The organism is Microbacterium pygmaeum (assembly GCF_900100885.1).
Lineage (GTDB): Bacteria > Actinomycetota > Actinomycetes > Actinomycetales > Microbacteriaceae > Microbacterium > Microbacterium pygmaeum.
Window position 1 is genome coordinate 1,452,466 of sequence record NZ_LT629692.1, and the last position, 15,923, is coordinate 1,468,388.

Annotated in this window: 15 protein-coding genes; 13 read left to right on the forward strand and 2 right to left on the reverse strand. The window is 66.5% G+C overall.

Features of this window, described 5'->3' with window-relative positions; genetic code table 11:
* Positions 1-44 precede the first annotated feature (44 nt).
* From BLT19_RS06740 to BLT19_RS06790, 11 genes are all read left to right on the forward strand, one after another.
* On the forward strand, positions 45-1,187 hold the full coding sequence (locus BLT19_RS06740; RefSeq protein WP_091487970.1) for an LLM class flavin-dependent oxidoreductase: 1,143 nt from the start codon (positions 45-47) through the stop codon (positions 1,185-1,187).
* 42 nt (positions 1,188-1,229) lie between these two features.
* On the forward strand, positions 1,230-2,414 hold the full coding sequence (locus BLT19_RS06745) for an MFS transporter (RefSeq protein ID WP_091487971.1): 1,185 nt from the start codon (positions 1,230-1,232) through the stop codon (positions 2,412-2,414).
* Between the two features lie 147 nt (positions 2,415-2,561).
* A complete protein-coding gene (locus BLT19_RS06750; protein WP_157681786.1) occupies positions 2,562-3,962 on the forward strand; it encodes an MmgE/PrpD family protein in 1,401 nt (466 codons plus the stop codon).
* A complete protein-coding gene (locus tag BLT19_RS06755) occupies positions 3,962-5,326 on the forward strand; it encodes an MmgE/PrpD family protein (RefSeq protein WP_091487973.1) in 1,365 nt (454 codons plus the stop codon). The genes BLT19_RS06750 and BLT19_RS06755 overlap by 1 nt, the downstream gene beginning before the upstream one ends.
* Before the next feature lie 98 nt (positions 5,327-5,424).
* Entirely contained in the window at positions 5,425-6,597 is a 1,173-nt protein-coding gene (locus tag BLT19_RS06760) for a thiolase family protein (protein ID WP_172825600.1), read from the forward strand.
* A gap of 40 nt (positions 6,598-6,637) precedes the next feature.
* Positions 6,638-7,060, forward strand: a complete 423-nt coding sequence (locus tag BLT19_RS06765) for a Zn-ribbon domain-containing OB-fold protein (protein ID WP_091487974.1) — start codon at positions 6,638-6,640, stop codon at positions 7,058-7,060.
* A 1-nt stretch (position 7,061) separates the two neighbouring features.
* Entirely contained in the window at positions 7,062-8,456 is a 1,395-nt protein-coding gene (locus BLT19_RS06770; RefSeq protein WP_091487975.1) for an MmgE/PrpD family protein, read from the forward strand.
* A complete protein-coding gene (locus tag BLT19_RS06775) occupies positions 8,453-9,793 on the forward strand; it encodes a CaiB/BaiF CoA transferase family protein (protein ID WP_091487976.1) in 1,341 nt (446 codons plus the stop codon). Before BLT19_RS06770 ends, BLT19_RS06775 begins: the two co-directional genes overlap by 4 nt.
* Positions 9,790-10,968: an acyl-CoA dehydrogenase family protein gene (locus BLT19_RS06780; protein ID WP_091487977.1), complete on the forward strand. Its 1,179-nt coding sequence runs from the start codon at positions 9,790-9,792 to the stop codon at positions 10,966-10,968. The genes BLT19_RS06775 and BLT19_RS06780 overlap by 4 nt, the downstream gene beginning before the upstream one ends.
* An 8-nt stretch (positions 10,969-10,976) precedes the next feature.
* Positions 10,977-11,453: a MaoC family dehydratase gene (locus BLT19_RS06785; protein WP_157681787.1), complete on the forward strand. Its 477-nt coding sequence runs from the start codon at positions 10,977-10,979 to the stop codon at positions 11,451-11,453.
* Between the two features lie 3 nt (positions 11,454-11,456).
* Positions 11,457-11,927: a MaoC/PaaZ C-terminal domain-containing protein gene (locus BLT19_RS06790; RefSeq protein ID WP_091487979.1), complete on the forward strand. Its 471-nt coding sequence runs from the start codon at positions 11,457-11,459 to the stop codon at positions 11,925-11,927.
* Here the strand turns inward: BLT19_RS06790 and BLT19_RS17565 are convergent.
* Positions 11,851-12,441 (reverse strand): alcohol dehydrogenase catalytic domain-containing protein, encoded by a 591-nt coding sequence (locus BLT19_RS17565; protein WP_407939820.1) that lies wholly within the window; start codon positions 12,439-12,441, stop codon positions 11,851-11,853. The two genes, BLT19_RS06790 and BLT19_RS17565, sit on opposite strands and share 77 nt — an antisense overlap.
* A 310-nt stretch (positions 12,442-12,751) precedes the next feature.
* Here BLT19_RS17565 and BLT19_RS06800 point away from each other — a divergent pair, with 310 nt between their 5' ends.
* A complete protein-coding gene (locus tag BLT19_RS06800) occupies positions 12,752-13,261 on the forward strand; it encodes a hypothetical protein (protein ID WP_091487984.1) in 510 nt (169 codons plus the stop codon).
* 28 nt (positions 13,262-13,289) lie between these two features.
* Here the strand turns inward: BLT19_RS06800 and BLT19_RS06805 are convergent, their stop codons facing one another.
* Positions 13,290-14,186, reverse strand: coding sequence for an SDR family NAD(P)-dependent oxidoreductase (locus BLT19_RS06805; RefSeq protein WP_091488016.1), 897 nt, complete (start codon positions 14,184-14,186; stop codon positions 13,290-13,292).
* A 167-nt stretch (positions 14,187-14,353) separates the two neighbouring features.
* Here BLT19_RS06805 and BLT19_RS06810 point away from each other — a divergent pair, with 167 nt between their 5' ends.
* Positions 14,354-15,826 carry an aldehyde dehydrogenase family protein gene (locus BLT19_RS06810; RefSeq protein ID WP_197673033.1) on the forward strand — a complete coding sequence of 491 codons (1,473 nt, stop codon included), beginning with the start codon at positions 14,354-14,356 and terminating at the stop codon, positions 15,824-15,826.
* Positions 15,827-15,923 lie beyond the last annotated feature (97 nt).

The window sequence follows — 15,923 nt, forward strand, 5'->3', positions numbered from 1 at the left end:
CAGCTTCTTACAAGCATTTCCCCTAAAGACAAAGGAATACGTCGATGAAATTCAGCCTGTGGACGCCGGCCCGCATGGATCTTCCACCGCTCGCGCTGCAGGCGGAAGCGGCCGGATTCAGTTATCTCCACCTGTACGACTCGCAGCTGCTCTACGCCGAGCTCTACGCGAGCATGGCGCTCTGCGCCGCGGCCACGACGCGGATCAACGTGGGCCCGGGCGTCACGAACTCTCTCACGCGCATGTCGTCGGTCACCGCGAACGGTCTCGCATCGATCAACCAGATCGCGCCGGGCCGCACGTTCCTCGCGATCGGATCGGGCTATACGAGCATGAAGGCGATGGGCTTCGGCGGTGCATCCCTCCGGGAACTGCGCAGGTACATCCGTGAAGTGCGGGCGCTGGTCAGCGGTGAGGCGATCGAGTACGAGTTTCGCGGGGACCGGCGAATGATGCGGATGATCCATCAACGCGGCAGCGTCGATGACACGTTCTACAACCTGAGCGATCCGATTCCGATCTACGTCGCGGCGGGCGGACCGAAGTCCACCGAACTGGCCGGCGAGGTCGCCGACGCGGTGATCTTCAGCGTGAAGAACCCCGCCGATATCGATCTGGCGACGGTGCGGCGCAACCTGGCTGCCGGTGCGCGTCGCGCCGGACGCTCGGTCGAAGACATCCGGATCTTCGTGATGCTCAATATGTACGTTCTGGAAGACGGCGAGCGTGCGACCTCCAGAGAGGTCAAGGAGTCGGCGCTGGGCGTCTGGCAGAGTCAGATCGGCAGCTGGGCCGCTCGCCGGCCGCCCACCCCCGGCACGTTCGACCCGGTGGAGGCCACCGCGGTACCGCCCGACGTGGCGCCCGTCGCCGACGCGTACCGGCGGGCACTCGCCGAGGAGTCGGGAGGCACCGACGTGCATCCGCTCGATCGACCCGAGTGGTATCTAGACGCGTACAACGGTCATGCGTGGCGCCTTCATTCCGGCATCGTCGACGAGATCTCGGAGGAATTCCTGCGCTCTCGCGCACTCATCGCGAGCCCCGACGAGATCGTCGAGCTGCTCGAGCGCTGGGAGGCGATGGGGGTGTCGGCCGTCGGGCCGCACCTGCAACACGATCTCGAACGTGGTGCCGAACAGATTCGACGGTTCGGCGAGCACATCATCCCGGCATTCGCCGGATGAATCGAGCTCGACGATGACGCGTCGCCGATCGGGTGAGGGAGGGTGAAGGCTCGTTCCCCCGGCGGCAACGGCTGGCTCTGGACGGTTTCGACCCATTCCTTCTTCGTCCAGGGATTCACGGCGGCCTTCCGGCCGGCCCTCGCGTACGCCTTCATCGCGGCGGACGTACCGATCTGGATGCTGGGAGTGCTCGCGGCGAGCTTCTCGGTGCCCGCACTGGCGCTTGCTCTTCCCATCGGCCGGTTCGTCGACGTCTTCGGGGAGCGCCGCGCGGCCCTCATCGGTGCACTCTCGGTGGCGGCCGGCGCGCTCGTCGCGCTGTTCGGCTTCTCGTCGCCGTCGCTCGTGCTGCTGGCGAGTCTGCTGGTGGGAGCGGGGCACATGCCGTCGGTCATCGTGGGGCAGGTGCAGGTGGCACACCGGACGCCACGGTCGCGCCTCGATGCGATCTACGGCCTGTACGCCTTCTCGTCGTCGTGCGGTCAGTTGATCGGGCCGCTTCTGCTCATCGTGGTGGGCGGCACGAGGGCGGTACCCGATCTCGAGCTCGTGTTCGGCGGATGTGTCGTGCTGGCCCTGGGGATTCTGGGCGCCGCGGCGTTCTTCACGCCCAGCAGGCCTCCCTCCTCGCGGGTTTCGCAGGGCGCTCCGCCGGGCGTGCTGCGCGAAGCCGGGCGACTCATCCGGCATCGCGGCGTCGTGTCGGCGCTGATCGTCGGGTCGATCTCGGTCGTCGCGATCGACATCGTCCAGGTCTATTGGCCCGCTCTCGGTGTGGAACGGGGCTACGACGTTGTCTTCGTGAGCATCATGCTGTCGCTGCGCGCGGTCATGAGCATGATCTCGCGGCTGATCGTGGGGCCGGTGGTCGCGCGCTTCGGTCGGCTGACCGTGCTGATGGTCTCGACGATCCTCGCCGGAATCAGCCTGGCCGTCACGGCGCTCCCGCTTCACGAAGCTTTCGTCCTGGCGGCTGCGGTCGTGCTCGGCTTCGTGCTCGGCGTGTGTCAGCCCCTGACCATGTCGTGGCTGGCGGAGATCACCCCCGCGCACAATCGTGGTGCCTCGGTGTCGCTGCGCCTCGCCGCCAACCGCGTGGGGCAGACGCTCATCCCCGTCTGTCTCGGACTCGTGGGTGGATTCGCCGGCGCCGGCGGCGTCGTGCTGATCTTCGCGGTGATGCTGTGTTCGAGTGCGCTTCTCACCCGGAGACCGGATGAACGATGACTCATGACCGACGGCGGCGAACCATCCGGCGCCAATCGTCGATTGACTCACACACTGTCAAATGCCAGTCTTATTGCAGGTCTGTAAGGCATCGGAATGGTCCGATCGCGCTTCGGCGCGCCGCGTCACAGACCGGGAGAGGGAAACATGTCTACCCCAGGGCTCCGCACCGAGGATGATCTCGGCGCTGTCTTCGCACGCTATGTGATCGCGACGAACTATCGCGACCTGCCGCCCGACGCCGTCCGCGCCGCCAAGCAGAGCACGCTCGACACCCTCGGGGTGATCCTCGGCGCGAGTGGACTGCAGGATGCCATCCCAGAGGTCGTCGACCTCATGAAGGAGTGGGGCGGAATCGCCGAGAGCACCGTGATGGGCTTCGGCGGCAAGCTGCCCGCGCCGTCGGCGGCTTTCGTGAACGGCGCCATGGCCCACGGCCTCGATTTCGACGACCACCTGCCCGAGGGCCACCACCCCAGCAGCTCGCTCGTACCCGCCCTGTTCGCGGTGGCGGAGCGCCTCGGGGGAGTCTCCGGCGAGGAGTTCATCACCGCCATGGCGATCGGCCAAGACATCTTCGCGCGTCTCCGCAAATACGTGGCCTGGAAGCAGGATTGGTTCATGACACCGGTCATCGGAGCCTTTGCCGCCGCCGCCGCGTGCGCGAAGCTTCTGAAGCTCTCCGAATCGCAAGTGCTAAGCGCCTTCGGCATCGCGAGCATGCAGTCGGCTGGAACGATGCAGCTCGCCTACGGCACCGGCGGTGGCCTCCGCGGAAACTACGCCGGATTCGCCGCGAAGGCGGGAGTGTTCTCGGCCTATCTCGCGCAGGCGGGCGTCACCGGCACCACCGCACCGTTCGAGGGCAAAGCGGGCTTCCTCGAGGTCTACTTCGACAACGACTACAACCGTGACGCGATGGTCGCCGACCTCGGCACGCGCTTCGAGGGCAGCACGATCGTCTACAAGCTGTGGCCGAGTTGCGGGGCGTCGCACGGCTACATCGCGGCATCGATGCAGCTGCTGGGAGCAGCCGGGCGCGGAGACGAGATCGAACACATCGATGTGATCGGCGGCGACTTCGCGAAGCGGCTGAGCGAACCCATCGAGAAGCGTCGCCGGCCGGCGTCGATCCTCGATGCGAAGTTCAGCATCCCCTACACCGTCGCACTCGCCGTGGCGCGGGGCCGGGTAGGGCTCGGCGACTTCGCCGAGGAGAGCCGCACCGACCCGCAGGTTGTCGCGGTCGCCGACAAGATCTCGTTCGTCGAGGACTCCAGATTCGACTGGAGCGAGGAGCTTCCGCCGAGTGCCGTTCGCATCACCCTGAAGTCGGGCGAGCAGCTCGAGGCCGAGGTCAGTCACGGTCAGACGCCCGGCAGCACCGAACGACCGCTGTCGTGGGACGACCTGGTGACGAAGTTCGTGGACTGCGCGACGTATTCGATCCGTCCGCTCCGCGAGTCGGAGCTCCGTCGCATCGTCGCGGAGATCCGCGAGCTGGAGACCGTCGCCGACGTGTCGGTGATCATCGAATCGCTGGGCTGATGGACACGACTCTCGAGAGACTCGTCGACTTCGTCGACTCGGTCGAGACGCGGCATCTGGCGCCGCAGACCGTCGAGCAGGTCGTGCGCCACGTGGTTGACACCGTCGGGTGCGGCGCCGGCGGGTTCCGATCCGAGCCGGCCGCCATAGCTCGCTCAGTGGTCGAGGGCACGGGAGGGCCGCTCGTGGCGTCGGTCTATGGGCAGCCGGAGAAGATCCTGGTCGACTGCGCCGGATTCGTCAACGGCGCCGCCAACCGATACCTGGATTTCAACGACTTCGGGTCATCCGGGCACCCGAGCGACATGATCGCCGTGGTGCTGGCGGCGGCGGAGGCAACCCGTGCCGGCGGCTCCGAGGTGGTTGCCGGGGTGTACACGGCATACGAGGTCGCCACGACGTTGGCCGAGTCGGTGCCCGCAACCGGGGGATGGGACCAGGGCATCTTCAGCTCGCTGGGAGTCGCCGCCGGGCTCGCCCGGGTATTCGGCCTGTCGCGGCAGCAGACTGCCAACGCGCTTTCGCTGGCGATCGTGCCGAGCGCTCCGCTGAAGGTGACCCGGTACGGACAGCTCTCCGAGTGGAAGGCGGCCGCCGTGCCGCACGCGTCGATGACGGCGTCGTTCGCGACCCGTCTGGCACGAGCGGGGATGACGGGACCTCCCGAACCGTTCGAGGGCAAATTCGGGCTCTTCGAACAGGTTTGGGAGCCGTTCGACCTTCGCCTGGGGTCGGCCGTGCCCAGTGCCATCGAGCGGTCGAGTCTCAAGCGGTTCGGCGCTTGTTACTGGGGTCAGGTCGCGATCGACATCGTCACCAGGTTGCGGGTCGGTCTCGACCTCGAGCGGGTGGAGTCGATCGAGGTCGTCACGTGCGACAGTGCTTACCGTGCGATCGGCGGCGGTGTCGGCGACCACGACGCGAAGTGGCGGCCATCGACCCGCGAGACCGCCGACCACAGCATGCCGTTCCTCGTGGCATCCGCTCTTCGCGACGGGGCTATCGGGGAGGCGACGTACGCGGACGAAAGGCTGAGTGATCGGCGACTGCTCGCTGTCATGGACCGCATCACGGTCACGGGCCGCGACGATCTGACGGCGCGCTCGACCCGGGATCGCTGTCCGACCAGTGTCACGATCACCCTTTCCGACGGTACGGTCGTCGAACACGAGCAGGACTTCCCGCGAGGGCATCCGGCCAATCCGATGAGCGATTCGGAGGTCGCCGCCAAGTTCGACGACCTCGTAAGTGAGGCTCTGCCCGCCGCGGCGTCGGCTGATCTGTCCGGACAGCTGTGGGATCTGCCGGCTCTGAGTTCGCTCGAGGGCATCGCCGCACACTTCCGCAGTTTCGGCGCCGACTGACACCGTTCAGCTTGACACGCCCGTGTGCCGGTGATTGTATGACAGTTAGCTAATTGTCAGGCTAGAACGTTTTCGACGAAGATTGCGCAGGATTGAACATGGAGCCCGCAGCTTCCATCGTGGGGATCGGTGCCCTGCCGGTCGGCAAGTACCTCGAAGAACTCGAGCACGAGATGATGGTGCGGGCACTCCTCGAGGCGGTCGAAGACGCCGGGGTGACCAAAGACGACATCGACGCACTCGTGTTCTCGCTGCCGCGTCCCTACGCCGAGCAGCGCTACTTCGGCACGTTCATCACGTCGTACCTCAACCTGCCTCTCGGCGACACGCTTCTCGAGGTTCTGGGCAACGGCTTGACCGGCGCACTCGCCTTCGACACCGCCGTCGCGCGCGTCGCGTCGGGCCAGGCCAAAGTGGCGATCGCCCTCGGGGTCAACCGCGAGATGCACGTCAACACCGGCGAGCACATGCACCTGTCGATGCGCGCGGTCGGAGACGTCGACTTCGCCGTTCCGTTCGGGGTGACACCGATCTCCTGGTACGCCTTCAACGCCACCCGGTACATGCACGAGTACGGCCTGACCCGCGAGCAGCTCGCCGCGATCCCGGTCAAGAATCGGCGCCACGCGCTGGATAACCCGATCGCGCAGATGCGCAAGCCGATCACGATTCAAGACGTCATCGACGCCCGTCAGATCGTGCGCCCGCTGGGCCTGCTCGACGTGCCGCCGCGCTCCGACGGGGCAGTGGCGATCGTCATCGCGCGCCCCGACATCGCGCGATCTCTCGGTGGTCGTTACGTCGACATCGTCGGTCGCGGCTTCCACCACGAGGGAGTGCATCAGGTCTCGCCCACCCCGCGGTCGCTGACCTGGTTCGAATCCGCTGAGATCGCGTCGGGGAAGGCGTACTCGGATGCCGGGATCCAGGCATCCGATCTTGATTTCGCCGAAGTCTATGCACCGTGCTCGATCGTCGAACTGATCTTGAGCGAGTCGCTCGGTCTGGTGCCGCGAGGCGAGGGCGGCGCCGCCGCCGTCGACGGAGTCACCAGTCTCGGCGGCGACATCCCGATCTCGACGTCGGGCGGATGCGCGAGCCGGGGACACCCGCCGCTGGTCACGCCGCTGTACAACGTCTACGAAGCGGTGCAGCAGCTGCGCGGCGAGGCCGGCTCGCGACAGGTGATCGATGCCGAATTCGGGGCCGTGACCGGTGAACTCGGCGACTACAACGCCACCATGATGCACATTCTGCGAGCGGCAAGTTGATGCGCCTGCGGGGCGAACTCGTCGAGGGAGACGTGAGGACATGACCGAGAACACCCTCGTTTACCCGCCGCGCGTGACCGCGTTCACGCGCACGTTCTGGGACGGCCTGCGCGACGGGACATTCCTCACGACCCGGTGTCAGGACTGCGGTCACATGACTTTCCCGCCGAAGCCGGTGTGCCCGGAGTGCTGGAAGTCGAACGTCGAATGGGTCGAACTGAGCGGTCGCGGCGTGCTCGTGAGCTACACCGAGGTGTCGGCAGCACCGCAGATGTTCGAGCACGAGGCGCCGTACACCCTCTGTATCGTCGACCTCGACGAGAGCGTGCGCTGTGTGAGCCGCGTGCTCGCCGCGTGGGACGACCTGGCCCCCGACGCGCGGGTTCGCCTCAAGATTCGCGACTCCGTCCCCACGCCGCTGTTCGAATTCGTTCTGGACACCGACGACGAACTGGAAGTGTGAGATGAGCACAACCCTCGCAGCAGATCTGTCCCGCGCCTATGCCGCGCCCGCCATCGCGCTCGAATACGGCGACATCGCCGCCGAGACGGTGAGCGCCACCCTCGACGCCCTGTACGACACGCTGGCGGTCTCGCTCGGCGGGCTCACCGCGCCGGGCGTGCCCGAAGCGCGGACCGCTCTCTCGGCCTGGGGCCCGGGGCGCGCCAGCGTCTGGGGCGGCTTCGGCTCGGCGCCCGCGCCGTTCGCGGCGATCGCGAACGCAGGCGCCCTGCACGCGCTCGACTACGACGACACCGACGACGGAGTGCCTCTGCACGCCAACAGCGTGCTGCTGCCGGTGCTGATCGCAGACCTCGAGGAGAACCAGCCCGACATCCGCGGCCACGCGTTCCTCACCGCGCTCGCGGCAGGCATCGACGGCACGATGCGGATCGGCCGAGCGGGCGGTCCGCGAGGCAGCCGCGGCTGGAACTACAGCGTGATCAGCGGTGGCATGGGCTCGGTTCTAGGCATCGCGCGACTTCGCGGCTGGGACGTCGAGACGACGATCAGCGCACTCGGCCATCAACTCGCGCAGACCGCGGGCAGCCTGCAGTCGATCATCGACGGCAGTCTCGCCAAGCGTTTCCAGCCCGCGATGGTGGCCAAAGACGTCTTGATCGGGGCCGCATTCGCGCAGGCGGGAATCGATGGTCCGCGCAACGTCTTCGAGGGTCGCGCGGGGTTCTTCAACCTGTACCAGGACGGCGTCTTCAACGCCGACGTCCTCGTCGACTCGGCTGCCTCGGCGTCACTGGTGAACGACCTCAGCCTGAAGCCCTATCCCGCCTGCCGATTCACCCACGCGTGCATCGACGTCACGTTGCGCATGAAGGCGGCGGGGATCGATCCCGCCGAGGTCGACCGGCTCACCTACCAGGTGAGCGGCCAGGCGATGAACATGGTCGGACGAGAGTTCGACCCCGCGAGCGCGAATGTCGTCGATGCCCAGTTCAGCGTCGCCTACACCGCGAGTGTCGGCCTACACCGCGGAGCAGTCATCATCGAAGACTTCGATCCCGAGAACTTCCGCTCGAGTGCCGCAGGCGCATTCGCCCGCGATCGCGTCGGCGTCGAGGTGCTCGAGGGCGTCGACTTCCTCGGGATGGCTCCGGTCAAGGCCATCGCGCGGCTCCGCGATGGAAGCGTGCAGGAATTCGTCGGCGACACCGTATCGGGCAGCCCCGAAGCGCGCATGTCTGCCGAGCAGCTCAAAGAGAAGGCCACCGACTGCATTCGTCGGGGCCGGGCCGACGTCACCGCCGACGAGTTGTGGGATGCCACCCGTCAGCTCGAGAACGACGGACCGGTCGATTTGCTCCTCGAGCTCCTCCGGCGACCGGCGGTGGACGAATGAACACCGCGGCCGAATCGACGATCGCCGACGGTGGTCCGCTTCAGGGCGTGCGCGTGGTCGAGCTCTGCCACCTCATCGCCGGGCCGTACGCGGGCATGCTGCTGGCCGACGAGGGTGCGGACGTCATCAAGGTGGAGCCGCCGCAGGGTGAGCTGACCCGCGCACGGGCCCCCTTCCGAACGACCGACGAGGGCACGATGTCGGGCTACTTCGCGTCGCTCAACCGGCGCAAGCGCAGCATCGCGCTCGACTTGAAGACCGCCGAGGGTGCCGAGATCCTCGAGGAGCTGCTCGGCCGGGCCGACGTCTTCATCACCAACATGCGTCCGCAAGCGCTCGCACGACTGGGATTTCACCCGGAGGCTGTGCTCGAGCGGCATCCGAGCATCATCTCCGTGAGCATGACGGGGTTCGGGCTGCACGACTCCGGCGCCGACGCGAACCGAGCCGGTCTGGCGATGGTCGCCGAAGCCCTCTCCGGCACCACGGGACTCACGCGCGATCGCGGCGGCATGCCGGTGTGGTGCGGCTTCGCATTGGGCGACATCATGACCGGGAACACGGCGCACGCGTCGGTGTTGCTCGGCCTGCTCAATCGGCAGCGCACCGGCGCGGGCCGCCTGATCGACCTCGCGCTGACCGAATCGACGCTACCGCTGGTGTCGGTCGCGCTCGCCCGTGTGCAGGCCGCCGGAGTGACCGAGGCGGCGTCGAAGGGCGGGAACGACTTCCACGGTGTGCCCTACGGAACCTTCGCCGCCATCGACGGCTACTTCAACATCGGTGTGAACCGGGACGACTACTGGCAGCGCCTGTGCGATGCGATGGGCCGACCCGACCTTGCACACGACCCCCGCTACGCCACGTACGACGCGCGCGCGAGTCGCCAGCGCGAAGTCGAAGGCCTGCTGGAGGCGTGGAGCAGTGCACTTCCCCGTGACGTCGTGGTCGACGCGATCACCGCGGCCGATGTTCCGGTCGCCCCGGTGCTCACGATGGCTCAGGTGCTCGAGCTCGACCACTTCCTCGCGCGCGGATCTTTCGTCGAGGTCGACGACGCGATTGGTGGACGCTACTTGCTTCCCGACGACGCCACCGGCTTCAGCATCGATGCCCCCGCGCGAATCCCGCACCTCGCAGAGCACCGTGATGCCGTGCTCGGCGAACTCGGGTTCGCGAACGACAGAATCGACGCCCTCGAGCAGCGCGGTGCTTTCGGACGCCCCGCGCTCTCCGCAGACTCCGCGCCGTCATCAGACCCCGCTCCGTCATCAGACCCCGCACTTCCGACCGAGAGGTCGGTTCGCAGTCCCCTCCTGAAAGGATCTCGACAATGAGCAACACCACGATCACCGCTGAGCCGGAAGTGACGCTCGATGACGTGCTGCAGGCCGCCCAGGCCGTCACCGCGCGATTCCCCGACGAGTACTATCGCGAACTCGACAAGTCGGGCGAGTACGCCACCGACTTCGTCACCGCCGCCACCGAAGCGGGTCTGCACGCAGTCATGGTGCCCGAGGAATACGGCGGCTGGGGCCTCGGCGTCCGAGAAGCCAGCGTTATCACCGAGCAGATCAACTACTCCGGTGGCGCAGGCGCTTTCATCCACGCGACGATGTTCATCATGGGCATCCTGGCCCGCTACGGGTCTCACGAGCAGAAGGCGAAGTGGCTGCCCCGGGTCGCGAGCGGCGAACTGCGCCTGACGACCTTCGCGCTCACCGAGCCGAACGTCGGCACCGACACGTCGAAGATGCAGACCACCGCCCGGCTCGAGAACGGCGAGTGGGTCTTCAAGGGCCAGAAGATGTACATCTCGCGCGCTGGATTCACCGACCTCATGGTCATCATGGCGCGCACCAGCCCGTCGCCCGACCCCAAGAAGCCGGGCCTGGGCATCTCGTGCTTCCTCGTCGACATCCGTGACGTCGACCCCAAGCAGCTGTCGATGCGCCAGATTCCGGTGATGTTCAACCACCACACGTACGAGCTGTTCCTTGACGACTTCCGCGTCCCGGAGGACGCGCTGATCGGCGAAGAGGGCAAGGGTTTCCGGTACCTGATGGACGGCCTCAACGCGGAACGCATCGTCGTGGCCGCCGAGTGCATTGGCGATTGCCGCTGGTTCCTCGAGCGCACCGTCCGCTACGCGAACGAGCGGGTCATCTTCGGTCGTCCCATCGGGCAGAACCAGGCCGTGCAGTTTCCGATCGCGGCGGGTTACGTCAACATGAAGGCGGCCGACCAGATGCGCTGGAAGGCCACCGAGGTCTTCGACAGCGGAGTCAACGCGGGAGCGGAGTCAAACATGGCGAAGTACCTCGCGGCCAACGCGTCGTGGGAACTGGCCAATGTCGCGATGCAGACCCACGGCGGCAACAGCATGGCCGTCGAGTACGACATCGAGCGGAAGTTCCGCGAGACGCGCATCTTCCAAGTCGCCCCGGTCTCGCCGAACATGGTGCTCAGCTACATCGGCACCCACGTCCTCGGCCTCCCCAAGTCGTACTGAGGTCGGCGGTGACTTCGCAGGGACTGCTCTTCGAGGATTACTTCGACGGGCAGTCCATCGAGACGCCACATCGCACGGTGACCGACTACGAGATCTCGTCGTTCGTCACCCTCTGCGGGTTTCTTACGCCGACCTTCATCGATCTGGAGTACGTCAGCCGGCCGGAGCACTACTCCGGCCGGATCGCGCCCGGGCTGCTGACGCTCTCGCTCGCCGAGGGCCTCGTGCTGGCCTCCGGGGTCACGAGGGGCACCGGTCTCGCACTGCTCGAGCTGACACCGAAATGGCTGTCGCCGGTGTACTCCGGCGACACGATCTTCACGGAGATCAACTTCGTCTCGAAGCGGATGACCTCGCGCGGCGATCGCGGAGTGGTCGTGACCGACAACGTGGTGCGCATGACGAAGGGCGACGTCGCTGCGACGTACCGCTCCACGCGCATGATCAAGAGCAGCCAGTTCCAGTCCAGCGTCGAGAGCGAGTGAAACGTGCCCGTCGAAAAGCCGAAGTACTACTTCGAGGATTTCCAGGCCGGCGACCGATTCGTCTCGCCCCGGCGCACGATCGGTGTCGCCGACATTTCTCTGTTCGCGGGGCTCTCGGGTGATTACAACCCGATCCACACCGACGCCGTGTTCGCCGAGGAGAGTTCCTTCGGCCAACGCATCGCGCACGGCGTGCTCGGGCTCAGCGTCTTGACCGGGCTCATGACGCGAACGGGTGTTTTCGAGGCCGGCACGATCGCACTCCTCGGCATCGAGGAGTGGAGATTCAAGGCGCCGGTGTTCGACGGCGACACGGTCCACGTCGTGATCGACATCGAGGAGACCCGGCTGGCCAGCGACGGTCAGCGCGGCATACTCAAGCGGCGGGTCTCGCTGGTCAACCAGCGTGGCGAGGTGTGTCAGACCGGCGTGCTGCCGCTGCTGATGAAGTGCCGCCCCGGCGCCGAGGTCTGACTCCAGGCGCATCTGCGATGACCGACAGGCCGCGGTGCTTGGCGAGGTGGATCACATGGCCCCCGTAGACACCGGCCGCCCCCGTCACGCCCAGCACACTGCCCGGCGCCAGGCCCAGCAGGTCGAGCGACGCCACCGCCGTCAGACCGGTCATCGGGAGTGTCGCCGCCGCGAGGTCGCTCATGCCCGTTGGCGCTCTGGTGACCGACCGGGGCGAGACGACGATGTGGGATGCGTACGCGCCGCGCGTTGCCTCTGGAAAGATCAGGGCCATGGCACGGTCGCCGATCGACAGGTCGGTGACCGCATCCTCGCCGATCTCCTCGACAATGCCCGCGAAGTCCATTCCCCGAACCCAGGGACGCTGGTGGGTGTTCAGCAGATCGGCGCGTGCCCCCGGATCGTCTGATCGTGTCGGTTGGGTTCGCCGCCGCCGCGGTGACGCGCACTCGGATCTCGTCTGCGCCCATGACCGGGTCGGCCACCTCCACGACCTCGAGTACGTCTGGACCACCGAGTCGGCTGTAACGGATCGCTCTCATGCGCCGCTCCGCTCTCGCTCCGCTCGCTCTCCATTGACGCGGAATGGTCATAATGTAAGACTTTAATACTACAGGTCATCACCAGAAGGAGAACCGGGCACCGTGCCGACCGCGAACCCCGCTGCGGTGTACCTCGCGAGGATTGAGCCGCCGCCTAAGCGCCTCAGTTACATCCAGCGCCGCGACTCGCTCGAGGAGACCGCGTTCCGCGCGCACTGGTCTCAGGTCCACTCGCGTATCGCTCGGTAGCTGCCCGGTGTTCGCGCATACGTCCAGAACCACGTGGTCTCTCGCCTCGGTGTCGATCCGGAAGCACCGACGCGCATCGATGGCATGGTCGAGTTGTGGTTCGACGACGACGGTGCTCACGAAGCGGGGTTCTCCTCAGACGTCGCGGCGAGACTCGCGGTCGACGAGACACTCTTCATGCAGGGACTCGGAGGGTCCGCCGTCGTCACCGATTCCGACGCCCCGCGGGCGGGGGATGCCCCGGCTGCGGTGTGGCTGCTCGGTTATGGGAATGTCCCACGGCGCACCGAGATCGCCGCGGAGCTGGCAACCATGACCGGAGTGGCGCCGGAACGGGTCGCCGTGAACCGCCCCGTTCCGGGGGCGAAAGTGCTCACTCGCCCGCTCATGAAAGTTCTGCCGATCGCCGGCCTCGCTGTCTCGATCGCGATGCCGAGCACGCTCGAGGCGCAAGACCTCGCAACGATGCTCGCACGGTCGAAGGCACGGTCATGGTTCCCCGCAGCTCAGATCCTGATCGCCGAACGCATCAGGATCGTCTGACGAAGGTGAAAGTCACCCCGCCCCGTTGCTACTCGCCGACCGGCACCCCGAGGAGCGACGGCAGCACGTCGGCCAATTCGGCGGCATCCCATCGTCCGTGCTTACGCACCATCCGGCTGCCGCGCACATCGAGCTGATCGCCGTAGACGATGATGTCGCCGCCCGAGGCGTAGACGAACTTGCCGCTGATGTTCTTCGCGGCCGGAGTGCTCAAGAACACCACGGCCGGTGCCACGTCGGCTGGGTCGAGCGACTCCGACGGCGGTACGCCGCCGACCATGCGGGGCTTTGACTCGGGGAACAGCTGCGTCGTCGCGCTCGGCAGGAGGGAGTTGACGCGGATGCCTGTTTCCCACAGCTCGACCGCAAGCGTGGTCGTGAGACCCATGATCGCCGCTTTCGCGGCGCTGTACACGGTGCTCGGCGGTTGCCGCAGATCTTTCGTCTCGGTCTTGCTGGCCGGCACCTGGAAGAACGCGCCGCGCGAAGAGACCGTGATGATGCTGCCGCTGTTCTGCTTCTTCATCTGCGGGATGGCGTACTTACACGCGAGGAAGTGTCCCTTCACGTGCAGCGACATCAGGCCGTCCCACTGCTCCTCGGTGAGGTCCTCCAGCTTTCCGCGCACCATGTTGCCGGCGCACATCACGAGGATGTCGAGGCGACCGAACTTCTCCACGGTCTGCGCGACCATGGCGCTCGCACCCTCGGAGGTCGTGACGTTCTCGCGCAGAGCGAGGCCGCGAGCTCCGATCGCCTCGATCTCTGCGACGACCTCGTCGGCAACCGAGACGCCGTTCTCGTCGCGGAAGATGTCGTCGATGGCGACGGAGGCCCCCTCTGCTGCCAACGCTAGAGAAATCGCGCGGCCCAGGCCCCGCCCGCCTCCTGTGATCAGCGCTACTTGCCCGTCCAGAAGTCCCATTGTTTTTTCATCCTCTCGATCAAACTAACTGTCAATCTCTGACACAACGTGCTGTAGTCTGACGTTTAGACCATATGGGGATGTGACGAAGGCGTCAACACGTCATCGCACGGCACACCCGCGCGGCGGTCGACGCCGACGGTGCCCATCGGATCGAGGAGGAACCGGTGCAGGACTTCAGGCAGCAGTTTATTGGTGGCCACTGGCGACACGGCGGCGGGGGAGAGTTCGAGAGCGTCGACCCGTATACGCGCGAGCCGTGGGCGGTCTTCTCCATCGCGACCGCCGAAGACGTCGATGAGGCGGTCGCCGCGGCACGCGCCGCGTTCCCGGCCTGGCGTCGCACACCGGCGTATCAGCGGGCGCAACTGCTGTTCCGCCTCGCCGACCTCATCGAGCAGAACGCCGATGCACTCGCCGAACTCGACGTCCACGACAACGGCAAGATCTTCCGCGAACACCGCAACCAGAACATCTTTGCGGCGCGCAACACGCGTTTCATCGCCGGCGCGGCCGACAAGGTGCTGGGCGAGACCAAGCCGATGGATTCGTGGGATGTCATCGACTTCACCGTGCGCGAGCCGTTGGGAGTGGTCGCCGGTATCAGCACGTGGAACTCGCCGCTGCAGAACGCAGCGAACAAGATCGCCCCGGCCATCGCATCGGGCAACACGATCGTGTTGAAGCCCAGCGACCGCACGAGCTCGAGCGCCCTGCGCCTGGCGCGACTGTGTGAAGAAGCGGGCTTCCCCACCGGTGTCGTCAACGTGATCACCGGCCCGGGCGACTCCGGCCGCCACCTCACCAGGCATCCCGATATCAACAAGATCGCCTTCACCGGCGGCCCGCCCGCAGCGCGGGGGATCATGTCGCACGCGACCGAACGAATGATCTCCGGCATCTACGAGCTGGGTGGCAAGTCGGCCAGCATCCTTTTCCCGGATGCCGATCTCGACCGCGCGATCCCGGGAATCGTCGCGGGCGTGTTCGCTGCCGCAGGCCAGACCTGCGTGGCCGGATCGCGTCTTCTGGTGCACGAGAGCATCCACGACGACATCGTCGCCCGCGTCGCCGAGCTGGCGGCGAAGACCGTCTTCGGCAACCCGTTCGACGAAGCGACCCAGGTCGGTCCCCTCGTAGACGAGAAGCACTACACGAACGTCATCGCCGCGATCGAGGCCGCGAAGGCTGAAGGCGCGGTGCTGTACGCCGGCGGGGGCAACCCCGAGGGCTTCGAGGGTACCCTGTTCGTCGAACCGACGATCTTCACCGGGGTGCGACCCGACATGACGATCGCCCAGGAGGAAGTCTTCGGACCCGTGCTCGCCGTCATCCCGTTCAGCACCGAAGACGAAGCGATCGAGATCGCCAACGGTACGGATTTCGGGCTCGCCGCGAGCATCTGGACGACCGACTTCGCGCGTGCACACCGTGTCGGCCGAGAGTTGATCGCGGGTACCGTGTGGATCAACACGTCGCGCACCATCAGCGCGACCGCGCCCTTCGGAGGCTTCAAGCTCAGCGGCCACGGCCGTGAGCGCGGGACCGAGGTGTTCCTCGAGTACACCGCCACCAAGAACATGATGCTCGACATCTCCACAGGCGGACGCGATCCGTTCCTGATGGGCGCAGGAAAGTAGCGGGAGCGGTCGTGCGAAACCACGCAACCAGTCATCGTCTGTACGCCGAACGCACGCGCGTCGAGGGCGTCTGTCCACAGTGCGGCACCGGCGAACT